This window comes from Paractinoplanes aksuensis, from assembly GCF_024137025.1.
In the GTDB taxonomy this organism is placed as follows: Bacteria; Actinomycetota; Actinomycetes; order Mycobacteriales; family Micromonosporaceae; genus Actinoplanes; species Actinoplanes aksuensis.
In genome coordinates, this window is record NZ_JAMYJR010000039.1 from 155216 (window position 1) to 172606 (window position 17391).

The 17391-nt window shown below is 70.2% G+C and carries 16 protein-coding genes; 11 read left to right on the top strand and 5 right to left on the bottom strand.

Annotated features, from left to right (window positions below; genetic code table 11):
* Positions 1 to 34 precede the first annotated feature (34 nt).
* From M1L60_RS34795 to groES, 3 genes are all read right to left on the bottom strand, one after another.
* Positions 35 to 319, bottom strand: coding sequence for a DUF1707 SHOCT-like domain-containing protein (locus tag M1L60_RS34795; protein WP_253241792.1), 285 nt, complete (start codon positions 317 to 319; stop codon positions 35 to 37).
* A gap of 94 nt (positions 320 to 413) precedes the next feature.
* Positions 414 to 2063, bottom strand: a complete 1650-nt coding sequence (gene groL / locus M1L60_RS34800; protein ID WP_253241793.1) for a chaperonin GroEL — start codon at positions 2061 to 2063, stop codon at positions 414 to 416.
* 73 nt (positions 2064 to 2136) lie between these two features.
* Complete coding sequence (gene groES, locus M1L60_RS34805; RefSeq protein ID WP_015619077.1) at positions 2137 to 2445, bottom strand: co-chaperone GroES; 309 nt, start codon at positions 2443 to 2445, stop codon at positions 2137 to 2139.
* A 228-nt stretch (positions 2446 to 2673) separates the two neighbouring features.
* On the opposite strand from groES, the gene M1L60_RS34810 reads away from it, so the two are divergent.
* The 9 genes from M1L60_RS34810 (at position 2674) to M1L60_RS34850 (ending at position 13708) form a co-directional block, all read left to right on the top strand.
* Positions 2674 to 3843, top strand: coding sequence for a class I SAM-dependent methyltransferase (locus tag M1L60_RS34810; RefSeq protein ID WP_253241794.1), 1170 nt, complete (start codon positions 2674 to 2676; stop codon positions 3841 to 3843).
* Between the two features lie 26 nt (positions 3844 to 3869).
* Positions 3870 to 4355 carry a Cys-tRNA(Pro) deacylase gene (gene ybaK / locus M1L60_RS34815; protein ID WP_253241795.1) on the top strand — a complete coding sequence of 162 codons (486 nt, stop codon included), beginning with the start codon at positions 3870 to 3872 and terminating at the stop codon, positions 4353 to 4355.
* A 385-nt stretch (positions 4356 to 4740) separates the two neighbouring features.
* Positions 4741 to 5847: a sugar ABC transporter substrate-binding protein gene (locus tag M1L60_RS34820; protein ID WP_253241796.1), complete on the top strand. Its 1107-nt coding sequence runs from the start codon at positions 4741 to 4743 to the stop codon at positions 5845 to 5847.
* Between the two features lie 152 nt (positions 5848 to 5999).
* Positions 6000 to 6815, top strand: coding sequence for an ATP-binding cassette domain-containing protein (locus M1L60_RS34825; RefSeq protein WP_253241797.1), 816 nt, complete (start codon positions 6000 to 6002; stop codon positions 6813 to 6815).
* Positions 6812 to 8065 (top strand): sugar ABC transporter permease, encoded by a 1254-nt coding sequence (locus M1L60_RS34830; protein ID WP_253241798.1) that lies wholly within the window; start codon positions 6812 to 6814, stop codon positions 8063 to 8065. The genes M1L60_RS34825 and M1L60_RS34830 overlap by 4 nt, the downstream gene beginning before the upstream one ends.
* Positions 8066 to 8099: 34 nt before the next feature.
* A complete protein-coding gene (locus tag M1L60_RS34835; RefSeq protein ID WP_253241799.1) occupies positions 8100 to 9278 on the top strand; it encodes an ROK family transcriptional regulator in 1179 nt (392 codons plus the stop codon).
* Between the two features lie 146 nt (positions 9279 to 9424).
* Positions 9425 to 10369, top strand: coding sequence for a hypothetical protein (locus M1L60_RS34840; protein ID WP_253241800.1), 945 nt, complete (start codon positions 9425 to 9427; stop codon positions 10367 to 10369).
* Positions 10366 to 12036 (top strand): M16 family metallopeptidase, encoded by a 1671-nt coding sequence (locus tag M1L60_RS34845; RefSeq protein ID WP_253241801.1) that lies wholly within the window; start codon positions 10366 to 10368, stop codon positions 12034 to 12036. Before M1L60_RS34840 ends, M1L60_RS34845 begins: the two co-directional genes overlap by 4 nt.
* A gap of 91 nt (positions 12037 to 12127) precedes the next feature.
* Positions 12128 to 13708 (top strand): molybdopterin-dependent oxidoreductase, encoded by a 1581-nt coding sequence (locus M1L60_RS34850; RefSeq protein WP_253241802.1) that lies wholly within the window; start codon positions 12128 to 12130, stop codon positions 13706 to 13708.
* A gap of 164 nt (positions 13709 to 13872) precedes the next feature.
* Here the strand turns inward: M1L60_RS34850 and M1L60_RS34855 are convergent, their stop codons facing one another.
* Entirely contained in the window at positions 13873 to 14262 is a 390-nt protein-coding gene (locus tag M1L60_RS34855; RefSeq protein WP_184953664.1) for a WhiB family transcriptional regulator, read from the bottom strand.
* Positions 14263 to 14493: 231 nt separating this feature from the next.
* On the opposite strand from M1L60_RS34855, the gene M1L60_RS34860 reads away from it, so the two are divergent.
* A complete protein-coding gene (locus M1L60_RS34860; protein WP_253241803.1) occupies positions 14494 to 15348 on the top strand; it encodes a response regulator transcription factor in 855 nt (284 codons plus the stop codon).
* A gap of 24 nt (positions 15349 to 15372) precedes the next feature.
* Here the strand turns inward: M1L60_RS34860 and M1L60_RS34865 are convergent, their stop codons facing one another.
* Positions 15373 to 15774 (bottom strand): DUF5319 domain-containing protein, encoded by a 402-nt coding sequence (locus M1L60_RS34865; protein WP_253241804.1) that lies wholly within the window; start codon positions 15772 to 15774, stop codon positions 15373 to 15375.
* Positions 15775 to 15851: 77 nt separating this feature from the next.
* On the opposite strand from M1L60_RS34865, the gene guaB reads away from it, so the two are divergent.
* Positions 15852 to 17384, top strand: coding sequence for an IMP dehydrogenase (guaB, locus tag M1L60_RS34870; protein WP_438862185.1), 1533 nt, complete (start codon positions 15852 to 15854; stop codon positions 17382 to 17384).
* Positions 17385 to 17391: the final 7 nt, after the last annotated feature.

Consider the following 17391-nt stretch of genomic DNA (forward strand, 5'->3'; position numbering starts at 1 on the left):
CGTGAGGGCACCGCGGGGTGGGGTCGGGTGCGTATCAGGCGCGGATCATGGCGATGAAGACGCCGAGCAGGATCAGGGTCGCGGCGGCCACGGCGAACAGGATCAACAGTTCGCGGCTGGGTTCGGCGGTCACGGCGGCGCCGGCGGTCTCGGCCGGCAGGTCGCCGGTGATGGCGGCCAGCTCGTCGAGGGTGCGGGCGTTGTGGGCGACCTGGGCCCGCTCGGCGAACTCGTCCAGCGTCAGGCGGCCGGCGCCGGCGTGCCGCTCCAGGGCGGCCACGGTGCGCTGCCGGTCGTCGTCGGAAGCCCGGATGTCCACGGGCGCACTCTACCGCCGCCACGCGAGGCCCGGCACATAACAAAAGGGCGCGCCCCCCGACGGGGGCGCGCCCTTTTCTTGGCGTTGCTGTGGGTCAGAAGCCCGGGCCGTGCTGGTGGCCGTGGCCACCGTGGCTGTGCCCGTGGCCGCCGGCCGCAGCCGGCTCCGGCTCGGCCGGCTTGTCGACCACGAGGCTTTCCGTGGTCAGCAGCAGGGCCGCGATCGACACGGCGTTGGAGACCGCGTTACGGGTCACCTTCACCGGGTCGATGATGCCGGCGGCAGCCAGGTCGACGTACTCGTCGGTGGCGGCGTTCAGGCCGTGACCCCACCCGAGCTCGGCCACCTTGTTCACCGCGACATAGCCGTCGTGGCCCGCGTTCTGCGCGATCCAGCGCAGCGGCTCCACCAGCGCCTTGCGGACGATGGAAACGCCGACCGCCTCCTCGCCGGTGAGGCCCAGACCGCCGTCGAGCTCCGTGGCCACCTGGGCCAGGGCGGCGCCGCCGCCGGGGACGGTGCCCTCCTCGACCGCGGCCTTGGTCGCCGCGATGGCGTCCTCGATGCGGTGCTTGCGCTCCTTCATCTCGACCTCGGTGGCCGCGCCGACCTTGATCACCGCGATGCCGCCGGAGAGCTTCGCGAGGCGCTCCTGGAGCTTCTCGCGGTCCCAGTCGGAGTCGGACGCCTCGATCTCCTTGCGGATCTGCTGGACCCGGTCGGAAACCTCGGACGACTGACCGCCGCCGTCGACGATCGTGGTGTTCTCCTTGTCGACCACGACGCGCCGGGCCGAGCCCAGCATGTCGAGGGTGACCTGGTCGAGCTTGTAGCCGAGCTCGGGAGCGACCAGCTCACCGCCGGTGGCGATGGCCATGTCCTGCAGCATCGCCTTGCGGCGGTCGCCGAAGCCGGGCGCCTTGACGGCGGCCACCTTCAGCGTCTTGCGCAGCGCGTTGACCACCAGGGTGGACAGGGCCTGGCCCTCGACGTCCTCCGCGATGATCAGCAGCGGCTTGCTCGACTGCAGAACCTTCTCGAGCAGCGGCAGCATCTCTTCGATGCTGGAGATCTTCTGAGTCGTGATCAGGATGTGCGCGTCCTCGAGGACGGCTTCCTGCGACTCGGCGTCGGTCACGAAGTTCGGGGAGATGAAGCCCTTGTCGAACTGCAGACCCTCGGTGACCTCGAGCTCGGTCGCCATGGCCGAGCCCTCCTCGACGGTGATGACACCGTCGCGGCCGACCCGGTCCATCGCCTCGGCGATGAGCTCGCCGATCGTGGCATCCTGGGCCGAGATGGTGGCCACGTTCGCGATCGCCTTGTGATCGGCGACCTCGACCGCCTTGCCGAGCAGCGCCTTGGAGACCGCCTCGGCGGCCAGGTCCATGCCCCGCTTGAGCGCGATCGGGTTGGCCCCGGCCGTCACGTTGCGCAGACCCTCGCGCACCAGCGCCTGGGCCAGCACGGTGGCGGTGGTGGTCCCGTCGCCGGCGACGTCGTTGGTCTTGGTCGCCACCTCTTTGACCAGCTGCGCGCCCAGGTTCTGGTACGGGTCGGAGAGCTCGATCTCCTTGGCGATGGTGACGCCGTCGTTGGTGATCGTGGGAGCGCCGAACTTCTTGTCGAGGACGACGTTGCGGCCGCGCGGGCCGAGGGTGACCTTGACCGTGTCAGCGAGCGCGTTGACGCCGTGCTCGAGCAGGTGGCGCGCGTCGTCCGAGAAGCTGAGAATCTTCGCCATTGTTCAATAGCCCTTCACGCACCACCGCCCTGACCCGTGTGCACGGGCCAGGGCGATTAGCACTGTCAGTAGGTCACTTCTCGATGACCGCGAGGACGTCGCGGGCGGAGAGCACCAGGTACTCCTCGCCGGCGTACTTGACCTCGGTGCCGCCGTACTTCGAGTAGAGGACCGTCTCGCCGACCTTGACGTCAACCGGGATGCGGTTGCCCTTGTCGTCGATGCGGCCGGGGCCGACGGCGAGGACGGTGCCCTCCTGCGGCTTCTCCTTGGCGGTGTCGGGGATCACGATGCCCGACGCCGTGGTCGTCTCAGCCTCGTTCGCCTGGACCACGATGCGGTCCTCGAGCGGCTTGATCGCAACCTTGGTCGCGGTAGTCACGGGCATACCCTCCTGGGTATCGTTTCGCCGGCCAGGACTGGCCGGCAGCTGCCTCATGCCACCGGGCGGGACCGTCGTCGCGGGTGCCGGTCCGCCTGGTGCCCACCGAACACCCGGGACGGGGCTCGGCTGGCACCCTCATGTTGAGAGTGCTAATCGGAGATTAGGCCGGAACTAGCACTCCGTCAACCAGAGTGCCAGACCCGGTGCGCCGTGGAGAATGCCTGCGTGACTGCCGAGTCAACTGCCCGTTTCCGTACGCCCGAAGGGGTGACCGCCCTGGCCCTGGCGGCCGAGTCGGCCGGCCGGGATCCGCTCGCCGCCGCCTCCGCGCTGCGCTCGGCCGGGGTCGAGCCCGATCTGGCCGCCGCCGCGCTGACGCAGGTCGATCTGCGCCGCCGCGCCGTGGCCAAATTCGGCCCGGACGCCGCCGAGATGTTCTTCACCCGGGCCGGCCTCGAACAGGCGACCCGCGCGGTGGTGGCCGACCGCCGCGCGGCCCGGCTGGCCGCCGCCGGTGTCAAGACCCTGGCCGATCTCGGCTGCGGGCTGGGTTCGGATGCGCTCGCCGCGGCCCGGGCCGGCATTTCCGTGTACGCCGTCGACGCCGACCCGGTGACGGCCGAGTTCGCGGCGGCCAACGCCCGGGCGCTGGGCCTGGCCGACCGGATCACGGTCGAGTGCGCCGACGCCACAACCGTGCGCGTCGAGGACTACGACGCGGTCTTCGCCGACCCCGCACGCCGCAAGGCCGGCCGCGGCCGGGTGTTCGACCCCAAGTCGTACTCGCCGCCCTGGGACTTCATCGCCGGCCTGGCCGAGCGGGTGCCCCGCACAGTGCTCAAACTCGCCCCCGGCATCGACCACGACCTGCTGCCGGCGGGCGCCGAGGGGGAGTGGACGAGCGTCGGCGGCGACCTGGTCGAGGCCGCCTTCTGGTGCGGCCCCCTGGCCGAAGTGCCACGCCGAGCCTCGCTGCTGCCGGGCCGCTCCGAGTTGACCGGCAGCGGTGACCGTCTCGCGGAGGTGGGTGGCGTGGGGGCGTACCTCTATGACCCGGACCCGGCCGTGGTGCGGGCCCATCTGGTGGCCGAGTTCGCCGACACGGTCGGCGGGCGGCTGGCCGACCCGTCGATCGCCTACGTCTACACCGATGATCCCGTCGACACCCCGTTCGCCCGCCGCCTGACGATCACTGACGTGCTGCCGTTCTCACTCAAGCGCCTGCGGGCCCTGTTGCGCGAGCGTGGGGTGGGGCGTCTGGAGATCCGCAAGCGCGGTTCCGCCTTGGAGCCGGAGCAGCTGCGCAAGGATCTGCGCCTGGGCGGCCCGAACGCCGCCTCGTTGGCGCTGACCCGCGTGGCCGGCGCCCCGACCGTGATCCTCTGCGAGGCCTGACGGGCGGCGGGAGTAGCGTGCGCGGCATGGCTAAGAAGGCCGCCGCCGGGACGCCGGCCACCGCGCTGCTGACCGCGCAGAAGGTCGAGCACACCCTGCATCCGTACGACGTCTCGCCCGACGCCCCCAACTACGGGGCGCTCGTCGCCGAGGCGCTCGGCGTCGCTCCCGAGCGGGTCTTCAAGACGCTGGTGGCCGAGGTGGACGGCGCGCTCGTGGTCGGGGTGGTGCCGGTGACCGGCGACCTCGATCTGAAGGCGCTCGCGCACGCCGCCGGGGGCAAACGGGCAGTCCTGGCCGAGCGGGCGGCCGCCGAGCGCAGCAGTGGTTACGTACGCGGGGGAATCAGCCCACTGGGGCAGCGCAAGAAGCTGTTCACCGTGGTCGACGACTCGGTTCAGGCTCTTGATCTGATGTACGTCTCGGCCGGTCGGCGGGGTCTGCAGGTCAGCCTGAGGCCGGCCGATCTCATCCACCTCACCGACGCCGTAGCCGCCCCAATCCGGACATAGAGTCCGAAACCACAGGATGGCCGCGAGCCGTTACGACAACGTTACGCGCCGAGAGGATCTTTCTCTCGAGAACGGGGCGAACCGGTCAGAGAGCTGACTTAGCGTCACCTGGTGAGCCACGTCAGCGATCGACGGAGACGGCGGACCTGCCCTCACCAGGGCCGTTCGGCTCCTATCACCGCCGTGTTGCCGGATTGTTATGCCGGGTTACGAGATCGCCCGCCGACACCGCTTGTGTAACCGGTACCGACGGGAATACGTTGCCGGACACAACAAACTAGCTCCTGATCACTCTCGATCACTTGGCGTCTCGGGGAGCGACACTCCCGCAGCGCACACCATCGAATCCGATGTAGGCCCGGATTTACCCGAAAGGACACTAGGAATGCGTAAGGGACTGTTCGCCCTTGCCGCGGTCAGCCTTCTGGCGACCGGCAGCATTGCCGCTTGCGGCGACGACAGTGGCAGCGACTCCGGCAGCACCAGTGGCGGCAGCGCCGCCGCGGGCAAGGTCGGCATCATCCTGCCCGACACCAAGAGCTCGCAGCGCTGGGGCACCGACGACCCGAAGTTCCTGAAGGCGGCGTTCGACGCGGCCGGCGTTCCGGTTGAGATCCAGAACGCGCAGGGCGACAAGACCCAGTTCCAGACCATCGCCGACGGCATGATCTCGAGCGGCGTCGCCGTCCTGATGATCGTCAACCTCGACTCCGGCACCGGTAAGGCCGTTCTCGAGAAGGCCAAGAAGGCCGGTATCGCGACGATCGACTACGACCGTCTGACCCTGAGCGGTGGCGCTGACTACTACGTGTCGTTCGACAACGTGGCGGTCGGCAAGCTCCAGGGCGAGGGCCTGGTCAAGTGCCTCGAGGAGAAGAAGTACACCAAGCCGGTCGTGGCCGAGCTCAACGGCTCGCCGACCGACAACAACGCCACCCTGTTCGCCCAGGGCTACGACGGCGTCCTCGACCCGAAGTACGCGGACGGCACCTTCATCAAGGGCCCGAACCAGGACGTTCCGGACTGGGACAACGCGCAGGCCGGCACGATCTTCGAGCAGATGCTGACCTCGAACAAGCAGATCAAGGGCGTTCTCGCCGCGAACGACGGTCTCGGTAACGCGGCCATCTCGGTGCTGAAGAAGAACAAGCTGAACGGCCAGGTCCCGGTGACCGGCCAGGACGCCACCGTTCAGGGCCTGCAGAACATCCTCGCCGGCGACCAGTGCATGACGGTCTACAAGGCGATCAAGAAGGAGGCCGACGCGGCCGCCGAGCTCGCGGTCGCCCTGGCCAAGAAGCAGAAGCCGACCACGGCCACCGGCACCACCAAGGACCCGGAGTCGAACGCCGACGTCCCCTCGGTGCTGCTCGAGCCGCAGTCGATCACCAAGGAGAACGTCAAGGACGTCATCGCCGACGGCTTCGTGACCAAGGACGCGGTCTGCACCGCCGACTTCGCCAAGGCCTGCACCGACGCGGGAATCAGCTGAATTTCCTCAACTGATGACGGGCTAGACCCGAACTGACGACGGCGCCGCTCTCACCTGCCCAAACGGGGTTGGGGGCGGCGCCGGAGTTGGGTTTCCCCCCATCTGCCGCCCCTCGGGGCGGCAAACCGGTCACTTAGCGAAGGAGAACCACCGTGGCCGCGACACCCCTCTTGGAGCTGAACGGGATCAACAAAGGCTTCGGTCCCGTTCAGGTCCTGCACGACGTCAACTTGAGCGTTTATCCCGGTGAGGTCACCGCCCTCGTGGGCGACAACGGCGCCGGCAAGTCGACGATGGTCAAGTGCATCAGTGGCATCTACCAGATCGACTCGGGCACGGTCACCTTCGAAGGTAACCAGGTGGCCATCCACGGCCCGAGCGACGCCTCCGCCCTGGGCATCGAGGTCGTTTACCAGGACCTCGCCCTCTGCGACAACCTGGACGTCGTCCAGAACATGTTCCTCGGCCGCGAGAAGAAGCGCGGCATCGTGCTGGACGAGCCGACCATGGAACAGATGGCCGGCGATGCCCTCGCCAGCCTCTCGGTGCGCACCTTGAAGTCGCTGCGGCAGCTCGTCGCCAGCCTTTCCGGTGGGCAGCGACAGACCGTGGCGATCGCCAAGGCCGTGCTGTGGAACTCCAAGGTCGTGATCCTGGACGAGCCGACCGCCGCCCTCGGCGTCGCGCAGACCGCGCAGGTGCTCGAACTGGTCCGCCGCCTGGCCGACAACGGTCTCGGCGTCGTGCTGATCTCGCACAACATGAACGACGTGTTCGCGGTCTCCGACCGCATCGCGGCGCTCTACCTCGGCCGGATGGCGGCCCAGGTCAAGACCACCGACGTGACCCACTCCCAGGTGGTCGAGCTCATCACCGGCGGCCGCAGCGGCAACATCGGCCTGCCTCCCGAGAAGCCGGCTGACTTCGGCGGGGACGTCGTCGACATCACGCCGGGAGGCGACAAGTGACCACCACGACCACCACGGCGGGCGGCGTCAAGGTCGTCAAGCCGACCGTCGCCAGTTACATCAACGACTACTGGGGCCGGGTTCGCGGCGGTGACCTCGGCACCCTGCCCGCCATCCTCGGCCTGATCGTCCTGAGCCTGATCTTCGGCATCGCGCGGGACACGTTCTTCAGCGGCCTGAACTTCGCGAACCTGTTCAACCAGAGCGCGCAGGTCGTGTTCATCGCGATGGGCCTGATCTTCGTCCTGCTGCTGGGCGAGATCGACCTCTCGGCCGGTTTCGCCTCCGGCGTCTGCGGCGCGGTCGTCGCGATCCTGCTGACCAACCACGGCTGGGACTGGTACACCGCCATCCCGGCCGCGCTGGTCACCGGTGTCGTCATCGGCTTCGTGCTGGGCCTGCTGGTGGCCAAGCTGGGCATTCCGTCGTTCGTGGTCACCCTGGCCGCGTTCCTCGCCTTCCAGGGCGTTCTGCTGGTGCTGCTCGGCGGTGGCACCAACATCTCGACCCGCAACGAGTTCTTCAACGCGCTCAACAACAACAACCTGTCGGTGGCGTGGAGCTGGATCCTCGCGATCGTCGCCATCGTCGGGTATGCCGCGGCGCAGCTCAACGCGATGCGCAGCCGGGCCAAGCGGGGCCTGGTGACCGACCCGATGGGCATCGTGCTGATGCGCATCGGCGGTCTGGCCGTGCTGATCGTGGTGGCGACCGTGGTCCTCACCCAGGAGCGCGCGATCAACCCCGCGATCAACTCGCTCAAGGGCGTGCCGATCGTGGTGCCGATCATCGGCTTCTTCCTGGTGCTGTGGACCTTCGTCCTGGGCCGCACCGCCTACGGCCGGCACGTCTACGCGGTCGGTGGCAACACCGAGGCGGCCCGTCGCGCCGGTATCCCGGTCGACCGGATCCGCATCTCGGTCTTCGTGATCGGCTCGTTCATGGCCGCGATCGGCGGCATCATGGCGGTCAGCCGGGCCAGCTCGGTCGACCCGAACACCGGTGGCAGCAACATCCTGCTCTACTCGGTGGGCGCGGCCGTCATCGGCGGCACGAGCCTCTTCGGCGGCAAGGGCAAGATCATCAACGCCGTCATCGGTGGCGCGGTGATCGCCGTCATCGACAACGGCATGACCCTGATGGGGTTCAACTCCGGAACCAAGTTCATTGTGACCGGTCTGATCCTGCTGGTCGCCGCGAGCGTCGACGCCCTGGCCCGGCGCAGAGCGGCCGCAACCGGCAACCGATGAACGAGATCCACCTGGTTCTGGGGACGGCACGCTGATGCGGGCCGGCCCCAGCCAGGAGGAGGTTCGCCGGCACAACCTCGGGACGCTGCTGCGGTACGTACACGTGCACGGCGCCACCTCCCGGGCGGAACTCACCAACCGGCTCGGCCTGAACCGAAGCACCATCGGGGCCCTGACCGCCGACCTGACCACCGCTGGGCTGGTCACCGAGGCGGCGCCACGAGAGACCGGCCGGGCCGGACGACCGTCGCTGGTCGTCCGGCCCGAGTCGTCCAAGGTGTACGCGTACGCGCTGAGCATCGAGGTCGACCGCCTGCGGGCGGCCCGGGTCGGGCTGGGCGGCCGCATCCTGGACCGCCGCGAGACCGACCGGCCGCGCGGCATGCAGGTGCTGGACGCGGTGCAGCCGCTGGCCGGGTTCGTCCACGAGATGCGGGCCGACGTGCCGGGTGACGCCCGCTACGTCGGCACCGGGGTGGCGGTGGCCGGCATGGTGCGCCGGGCGGACGGGATGGTCCGCCTGGCTCCCACGATCGGCTGGGTCGAGGAACCGGTCGGCGCCGCGCTCCGCGCCGAACTCGGTGACGTGGGGAAGCTGACGCTGGGCAACCACGCCGACGTCTCCGCGCTGGTCGAACACAGCCGGGGCGCCGCCGCCGGCTGCGACAACGTCATCTACCTGTACGGCGACGTCGGGGTGGGGGCCGGCATCATCGCTGACGGCCGCCGGGTGGCCGGGCACGGCGGGTACGGCGGCGAGGTCGGCCACATGGTGGTCAACCCCTACGGCCGCGAGTGCAGTTGCGGCTCGCGGGGCTGCTGGGAGACCGAGATCGGCGAGTACGCCCTGCTCAAGCACGCCGGCCGGGGCGAGCTGACCGGACGCGAGGCGGTGCTGGGAGTGGTCGAGGCGGCGATGCGCGGCGACAGCCAGGCCCAGTTCGCGGTGCGCCAGGTCGGCGAGTGGATCGGGTTCGGTGTCGGCAACCTGGTCAACATCTTCAACCCGGAATCGGTGATCTTCGGCGGCACCCTCCGCGACGTCTACCTGGTCGCCGCGGCCCAGATCCGCAGCCGGCTCACCGCCATCGCGCTGCCGGCCTGCCGCGAGCACATCCGCCTGCGTACCCCCGAACTAGGCACCGACGCCGCGCTGATCGGCGCGGCCGAGCTGGCCTTCGAACACCTTCTTGAAGATCCACTGCTCAATTAGACGTACGGGATCCCGGTCGCCCCCGACCGCACCGAGGCCGTTCCGCCGATGCGGAACGGCCTCGTCGTTTCTCCCGGCCGTCCCCGGCTTCCGGCGGCACCCGGTGGGCACGCGACGGTTGATCAAGATCGTCTATGCTCCCCGCCGTGAATGGGTCAGATAACGTCCTTCTGGATCCCGCGGACGCTTATCCGGAGATAGCCGCCGTGCGCGCGCGGCTGACCGCGAAGGACTGGACCGGTGTCCGCGCCGTGGTCGACAACCTGTCGCCGTCGGCGCGCACCAAGATCGTCCGGCACGGCGGATCGGCCGACGGGTCCGAGCAGGTGTTGCGCGAGGTGCTCGACCGCGATCCGGCCGACGGGACGGCCGCGGCCATGCTCGGTCACTGCCTCATCGACATCGGCTGGAAAGCCCGGTCGTCCTACGGCGCCGAGCACGTGAGCCGGGACCAGTTCAAGGAGTTCCACGCCTGGCTGCGCCAGGCCGAGGCGGTGCTGATCGACGGGGCCGCCCGCAACCCCCGCGATCCGGCGATCTGGGCCGCCCGCCTGGTGTCGGCCCGCGGCCTCGAGCTGGGCCTGGCCGAGGCCCGGCGCCGCTACGACCGGGTCAAGGCGCTCGACCCGCACAACTTGACGGCCCAGTTCCAGATGCTGCAGCAGCTCTGTCCCAAGTGGGGCGGAAGCTGGGAGTTGCTGCATCCCTGGGCCCGCGCGGAGATGCTGGCGGCGCCGCCCGGCGCCGCGCAGGGCGTGCTGGTCGCCGAGGCCCATATCGAGCACTGGCTCGAGTTGCCGGCCGGCACCCGGACGGCGTACCTCAACGGAGCTTCCGTCCGCCGCGAACTCCAGGAGGCGGCCGACAGGTCGGTGCTGCACCCGGACTTCGGCCGCGACAACGGCTGGGTCGAGGCCACCAGCGCCTTCGCCTTCGTCTTCAGCCTGCTCAACGACCGCCGGTCGGCGGCCCGGCTCTTCGTTCTCTTGGGCGAGCTGGCCACCGAATACCCCTGGCAGTACCTCGGCGGCGACACCGCCGAGCAGATTCGCAACCACCGCCGGCGCGCACTGGCCGGAGCGGCCCGATGATCAAGCAGATCGAGATCGACGGGGTGCCGGCCCTGCTGGCCCCGGCGGCCGGAGCAGGGCATGCCGGCCTGGCCTTCCGGGTCGGATTCGCCGACGAGCCGCTGGCCCGGCGCGGCATCACCCACCTGATCGAGCATCTGGCCCTCTTCTCCACGGGAGTGGCCGACTACCACTACAACGGCGCCACCGGGGTCGAGTACACGTTCTTCCACATGCACGGTTCGGCCGACGAACTCGGCGAGTTCCTCACGGCGGTCTGCACCTCGCTGCGCGGCCTGCCGATGCACCGGCTCGCCGTCGAGAAGGACCTGCTGCGGGCCGAGGCGAACGGGCGCAGCTCCGGCCCGGCCGACCCGATGGGGCTGTGGCGGCACGGAGCGCGGGACTACGGCCTGCCCAGCTATCCCGAGTGGGGCCTGCCCGCGATCACCGAGGACGACCTGCGGGACTGGGTGCAGCGCTACTTCACGCGGGAGAACGCCGTGCTGTGGGTCGCCGGTGACGAAGTGCCGGCCGGCCTGCGACTGGACCTGCCGACCGGCGTACGCCGGAAGCCGCCGGCGATGTCGTCGGCGCTGCCCGTCACCCCGGCCTGGTTCCCGGGCGGATCAGGAGTGCTGGTCTGGGACGCCCTGGTGCCCCGGGCGCCCCGCTCGGCCGTCTTCGCCGGGGTGCTCGAGCGGGTGATGTTCCGCGAGCTGCGCCAGGAGGGCGGTCTGTCGTATGCCGCCCATGCTGCCTACGAGCCGGTCGGCGTGGACCACGCGCAGGTGACCGCTGTCGCCGATGCCCTGCCCGACAAGCAGGGGGCCGTGCTCGGCGGTTTTGTCGACGTGCTCGCCGGGCTGCGGGTGGGCCGGATCGACGAGGCCGACGTGGCCGCCGTGGTCAAGAAGCAGACCGAGGCGCTGCGGCACGCCGACGAGCAGGGCGCGCGGCTGCCCGGCCAGGCGCTCAACCTGCTCTGCGGACGCGAGGTGCTCGAGGCGGACGAGGTGATCGACGGACTGCGTGCGGTCACTGCGGCCGAAATCGCTCAGGTGGCGGCCGAGGCGTGGGAGGCCGGGCTGTTGATGACCCCGCACACCCGGGCCGACTGGGCCGGCTTCACGGCCGCGCCCACCCACTCCGAGACTGCCGTGGCCGGTACGAGCTACCGCTCGCGGGACACGCCCGACGAGAAGCTGATCGTCGGGGCCGAGGGCGTCAGCATCGTCTCGGACACCAACCGTGTGACCGTGCGCTTCGACGACTGCGTCATCATGCGGGCCTGGCCCGACGGCGGTCGTCACCTGGTCGGCGCGGACGGGATCGTGGTCTTTGTCGAGCCCACTCTGTACAAGGGGGCCCGGGACGCGGTCGAGCGGCTGGACGCCTCGATCCCGGCCGCGGTCCGGGTCGAGCAGCCCGCCCGCGACCCCGGCCAGATCCCGCAGCCGGTGCAGCCGGTGCCGGGTACCGCGCCGTCGGCGTCGCCGCGACCGTGGCGCAGGGTGATCGTCCTCGCTCTGGTGGCTTCGGCCGGGTTGGCCATGACCAGCCGGATCGGCTACGAGCTGGCCCACGACCTGGTCGACGTCCAGACCGGCCTGGTCGGTCTGGCCGCGACGCTGGCCGTCACCGTGCTGTGCGGGGCCGGCGCCGTCCGCGCCCTCCGCACGCGCTGATCGGGAACTTCGCATGTGGCGTTGCTTACGGGTTGCTTACGCGACGGCCTGAACTGTCGCCGCCGGCCCGCACCGGGAGCACGATGAGAAGGTGAAGCTTTCGGTGGGGGCCGGGCTGGCCGGGGTGGCCGCCGCGGCGGTGGCGGTGGGCACGTCCGAGGTGGTGGCCGTGCTGACCGGGCCCGTGACGGCGCCGCTGCCGGCCGTGGGTGGCGTGGTGATCGACAACGTGCCCGGGCCGGTCAAGGACTTCGGCATCAGTGTGTTCGGGGTGCACGACAAGACCGCCTTGATCGTGGGCACGGGGGTGTTGCTCGCCCTCTACGCGTACGCCGTGGGTGTGCTCGCCCGTCGGTCGTGGCGCCTGGGCCTGGCCGGGATCGGGTTGTTCGCGGCCATCGGCGTGGCCGCCGCACAGACGCGGCACGATGCGAGCGTCTTCGCCTGGCTGCCGACGGTGGTGGGGGCGGCGCTGGCCGTCCGGGTGCTGCGGCTGCTGCTCGACCGCGTGGGCGAGCCGGTTCCGGCGCCGGCGTCGGTGCTGGTGGGCGTGGGCGGTCCGGGCCCCGGAGCGGGAGCACCGCCATCGGCTGCGCCCGTCACCGCGTACGTGGAGGATCGTCGGTATTTCCTGAAGGTGCTCGGCATCGCCTTCGGTTCGGCGGCGGTCGCGGGGTTCGGCGGGCGCTGGCTGGGCTCGCGGCAGGCGGTGAGCGCGGCCCGCAACGACGTCGTGCTGCCGGCGCCCCGGCAGACCGCGCCGCCGCTGCCGACCGGCGTACAGGTGCCGGGGGTGACGCCGTACATCTCGCCCAACAAGGACTTCTACCGGATCGACACCGCCTTGATCCCGCCCCAGGTCGACCCCGCGACCTGGCAGTTGCGCATCCACGGCATGGTGCGCAACCCGATCACCCTGACCTGGGAGCAGCTGCTGCAGCGGCCCATGATCGAGCGGTACGTGACGCTGGCCTGTGTGTCCAACGAGGTCGGCGGCGACCTGGTCGGCAACGCGCTGTGGCTGGGCACCCCGATTCGGGAACTGCTGGCCGAGGCGGATCCGCTGCCCGGCGCCGACCAGGTCGTGCAGCGCTCGGTCGACGGCTGGACCTGCGGCAGCCCGACGTCGGTGCTGATGGACGGGCGGGACGCGCTGCTCGCGGTCGGCATGAACGGCGAGCCGCTGCCGGTCGATCACGGTTTCCCGGCCCGCCTGGTGGTGCCCGGCCTGTACGGCTACGTCAGCGCCTGCAAGTGGATCACCGAGATCGAGCTGAGCCGGTTCAGCGACTTCGACGCCTACTGGGTGCCGCGCGGGTGGGCCCAGCAGGCGCCGATCAAGACGGCCTCGCGGATCGACACGCCGCGCGACGGCGCCTCGCGTAAACCCGGCAGCGTGGTTGTGGGCGGCGTGGCCTGGGCACAGCACCGCGGCATCGATAAGGTCGAGGTCCAGGTCGACGACGCGCCCTGGGCCGAGGCCACGCTGGCCGCGACGGTGTCGAGCGACACGTGGCGCGAGTGGAGCTTCGGGTGGCAGGCGACGCCGGGCCGGCACCGGCTGCGCGTGCGGGCCACCGACGGCTCAGGGGCGACGCAGACGAGCACACCGGCGGCGCCGGCGCCCGACGGGGCCGCGGGCTGGCACTCCATCGAGGTCGAGGTCGACTGAGTGCCGATTAGTTGAAGGCCGCACCAGCGGTCCGTCGTTCGTGTTCAAGTCGCTCATACGGTGGCTTGCATGTCCACCAATGCGGTTGATGAAGAGCCGTCTGACAACTCGACCCGGCCCCCGAACGGAGACCGGATCGTCATGGTGATTCGGGGTCGACGGCGTCAGGCCGCAGGCGCCTGTCGTTGTGCCGGCACCGCTGACTTGTGGGGCCGGCCCAGCCGGGCCTCGAGCCGGGCAAGGTCGACACGTCCGTGATGACGGTCGGCGGTGTCCTCCCAACCGACGGCGAGCAGCCGCAGCCGCTCTGCCTCGGTGAGGCCACCCCAGACTCCGTACGGCTCTCGAACCGCCAGGGCGTGGGCGGCGCACTCGGCCCGTACCGGGCACGCGCCGCACATGCTCTTGGCTTTGGCCTCGCGGCGGTTGCGGGACGACCCGCGCTCGCCGTCCGGGTGGAAGAACTGCGCACTGTCCCGTCCTCGGCACAAACCGAGCCGTTGCCAGTCCCAAAGATCGGCGATGGGCCCGGGCAGTCTGCGAACGTTCGACATGGAACACCCTCCTCCCGCGCGGCACCGCGGAGTGTCGTCATGAGGGCCCTTGCTCAGGCCTGTCGGCGTGTTACCCCGGTGAATCCCGGCTCACACGCAACTTGTCGATGTCTTCTGAAGTCGCATGACACCGGCCTGGCAAGTCATACCGATCTTTCCCATTTTTTCCATCTAAAGCGCGTAATGCTGCGGCCCTCGCGTGATCTCCTCTGAGAGAGAAGGAGGATCACTGTGCGTACCGTCCTCGTGTGCGTCCGTACCCCGCTGGCGGCCCAGACCGTCGCGTCCACCGCGGCCCGGCTCGGCATGACCGGCGTCGTCCGGACCGCGGTCAGCGAGACCGAGGCCATGATCCGCCTGGCTGAACGGCCGGCTGAAGTGGTTCTGGCTGACACCGCCGTGACCCGTCCCGACAGCGTCGGCTTCACCCGGCGCGTCCTGGCCCGCGCGCCACAGGCGCAGTTGGTGCTGTTCGGCGCCGAAGACCCCCGGGTGGCCGCGGCGGCCGTCGCCGCCGGCGCCCGTGGTGTCATCCGCGGTGTCGAGCACGACCTGGTCAGCGTCGTGGCCAAGGCCCTGCTCCTGCTGCTGCTCCCGGTGCGCCCGCAGGGCATGCCGATCAACGGGGCCAACGCCCAGCCGGCCACCGTGGCCGGCGGGGTCCGAAACAACAACTCGACCGCGGCCCGGACCGCTTATCAGAACGGCGGGCTCGGCATGAGCGCGCCCAACGCGGCCTCGGTCCCGGCGGTGCTCGGGCCCAACGCGCCGATGGTCCCGGCCCAGCGTGGCGACGCCCCGATCGACCCGGCCACCGGCCGGCCGATGGTGGCCTGGCCCGGCAACGAGACCCAGGTCGGGGTGGCCGACCCGGCGCCCGCGGGACGGCGGCTCACGCTCACCGAGCGCGAGTTGCAGGTGCTGCGGGGGATGGCCGACGGCAAGAGCAACGCCGAGATCGGCCGGGAGCTCTTCGTCTCGGAGGACACCGTCAAGACCCACGCCCGGCGGCTCTTCCGGAAGCTGGGGGCCAGAGACCGCGCACACGCGGTGGCCGCGGGCTTCCGAGCCGGACTGGTTGCTTGATTCTGAGGGGGCCTTCGGGCCCCCTCAGTCTTTTTCGTCCTCGTTGCCCTCGGTCAGCGTGTCGTGGACGCCGTCGGCGTAGCCGCGCGCGTACTCCCACGTCACGTAGTGCTCGGGGTCGGGGTCGTAGGCCGGCTCGTGCACGCGCGGGCGTCCGCTGCTCAGCAGATGGCGCAGATTTCCGCGCAGCAGATCCCAGTCGAAGTAGTGCGGCTCGTGGCAGTCCTCACACTCGATCACGAGGCCGCGGATGCCGGTCGGGCTCAGGAGCGCCTGATAGATCTCGAGGTCGGACAGATCCTCGAGCACGTCCTGCCGTTCGGCGTCGGTCAGCGGCTCGGCCTCGGCGTCCTCGTCGAGGTCGTCGAGCCCGGAGGCCGGGTCGGTCGGGTCGCCGTTGAACGGGTCGATGGGCTCATCTTGCACCCCCTTACCGTACTCACCCCGGGCTGATGTGTGCTGGCCCGCACGTGCTGTCCGTCGTGCGAGGCGGTGGAGGACGGATGGGTACGATGAACCATTCGTCTTCCATTTTTGAGGGATGCTCCGTGGAATCTGACTCGGCCCGCTTGGTACCGCTCGGTCTGACCTTCGACGACGTGCTCCTCCAACCCGGCGAATCGGACATCGTGCCGAGCCGGGTGAACACCCGGACGCGGCTGACCCGCACCATCGACCTGACCATCCCGCTGCTGTCCGCGGCGATGGACACGGTGACCGAGGCCCGCATGGCGATCGCCATGGCCCGTGAGGGCGGCATCGGGGTGCTGCACCGCAACCTCTCGCCCGAGGACCAGGCGGCCCAGGTCGACCTGGTCAAGCGCTCCGAGTCCGGCATGATCACCAACCCGGTGACCTGTAGCCCGGACGACACGCTGCGCCAGGTCGACGAGCTGTGCGGCCGCTTCCGCATCTCGGGTGTGCCGGTGACCGACGCCGACGGCACCCTGGTCGGCATCGTGACCAACCGTGACATGCGCTTCGTCAGCGACGAGAACGCCAAGGTCCGCGACGTCATGACCAAGATGCCGCTGATCACGGCCCGCGTCGGCGTGAGCAAGGACGAGGCGCTCGGCCTGCTGCAGCAGCACAAGATCGAGAAGCTGCCCCTGATCGACGAGAGCGGCCGGCTGCGCGGCCTGATCACGGTCAAGGACTTCACCAAGTCCGAGCAGTTCCCCAACGCCACCAAGGACGACCAGGGCCGCCTGCGGGTCGCCGCGGCCGTCGGGGTCGGCGACGACTCCTACAAGCGGGCCCGCGGCCTGATCGACGCCGGCGTCGACGTGATCATCGTGGACACCTCGCACGGTCACCAGCGCCAGGTGCTCGACATGATCGCCCGGCTCAAGCGCGACACCACCACCGACATCGTCGGCGGCAACGTGGCCACCTACGCCGGGGCCAAGGCCATGGCCGAGGCCGGGGCCGACGCGGTCAAGGTCGGTGTCGGTCCGGGCGCCATCTGCACCACCCGCATCGTGGCCGGGGTCGGCGTCCCGCAGATCACCGCCGTGATGGAGGCGCAGCGCGCCTGTGCCCCGTTCGGCGTGCCGGTGATCGCCGACGGCGGCGTGCAGTACAGCGGCGACATCGCCAAGGCGATCGTGGCCGGGGCTGAGACGGTCATGCTGGGCGGCCTGCTGGCCGGCTCCGAAGAGAGCCCCGGCGACCTCATCTTCGTCAACGGCAAGCAGTACAAGTCCTACCGGGGCATGGGCTCGCTGGGCGCCATGCAGTCGCGGGGTCAGGCCAAGTCGTACTCGAAGGACCGCTACTTCCAGCATGATGTGCCGGAGGAGAAGCTCGTTCCCGAGGGCGTCGAGGGTCAGGTGCCCTACCGCGGCCCGCTCTCGCGCGTGGTGGCGCAGCTGGTCGGTGGCGTGCGGCTGGCCATGGGCTACGCCGGGGCCGAGACGATCCCCGACTTGCAGCAGCGTGGCCAGCTGATCAGGATTACCGCGGCGGGCCTCAAGGAAAGCCACCCGCACGACATCCAGATGACCGTCGAGGCCCCGAACTACCACTCCCGCTAAATAAATT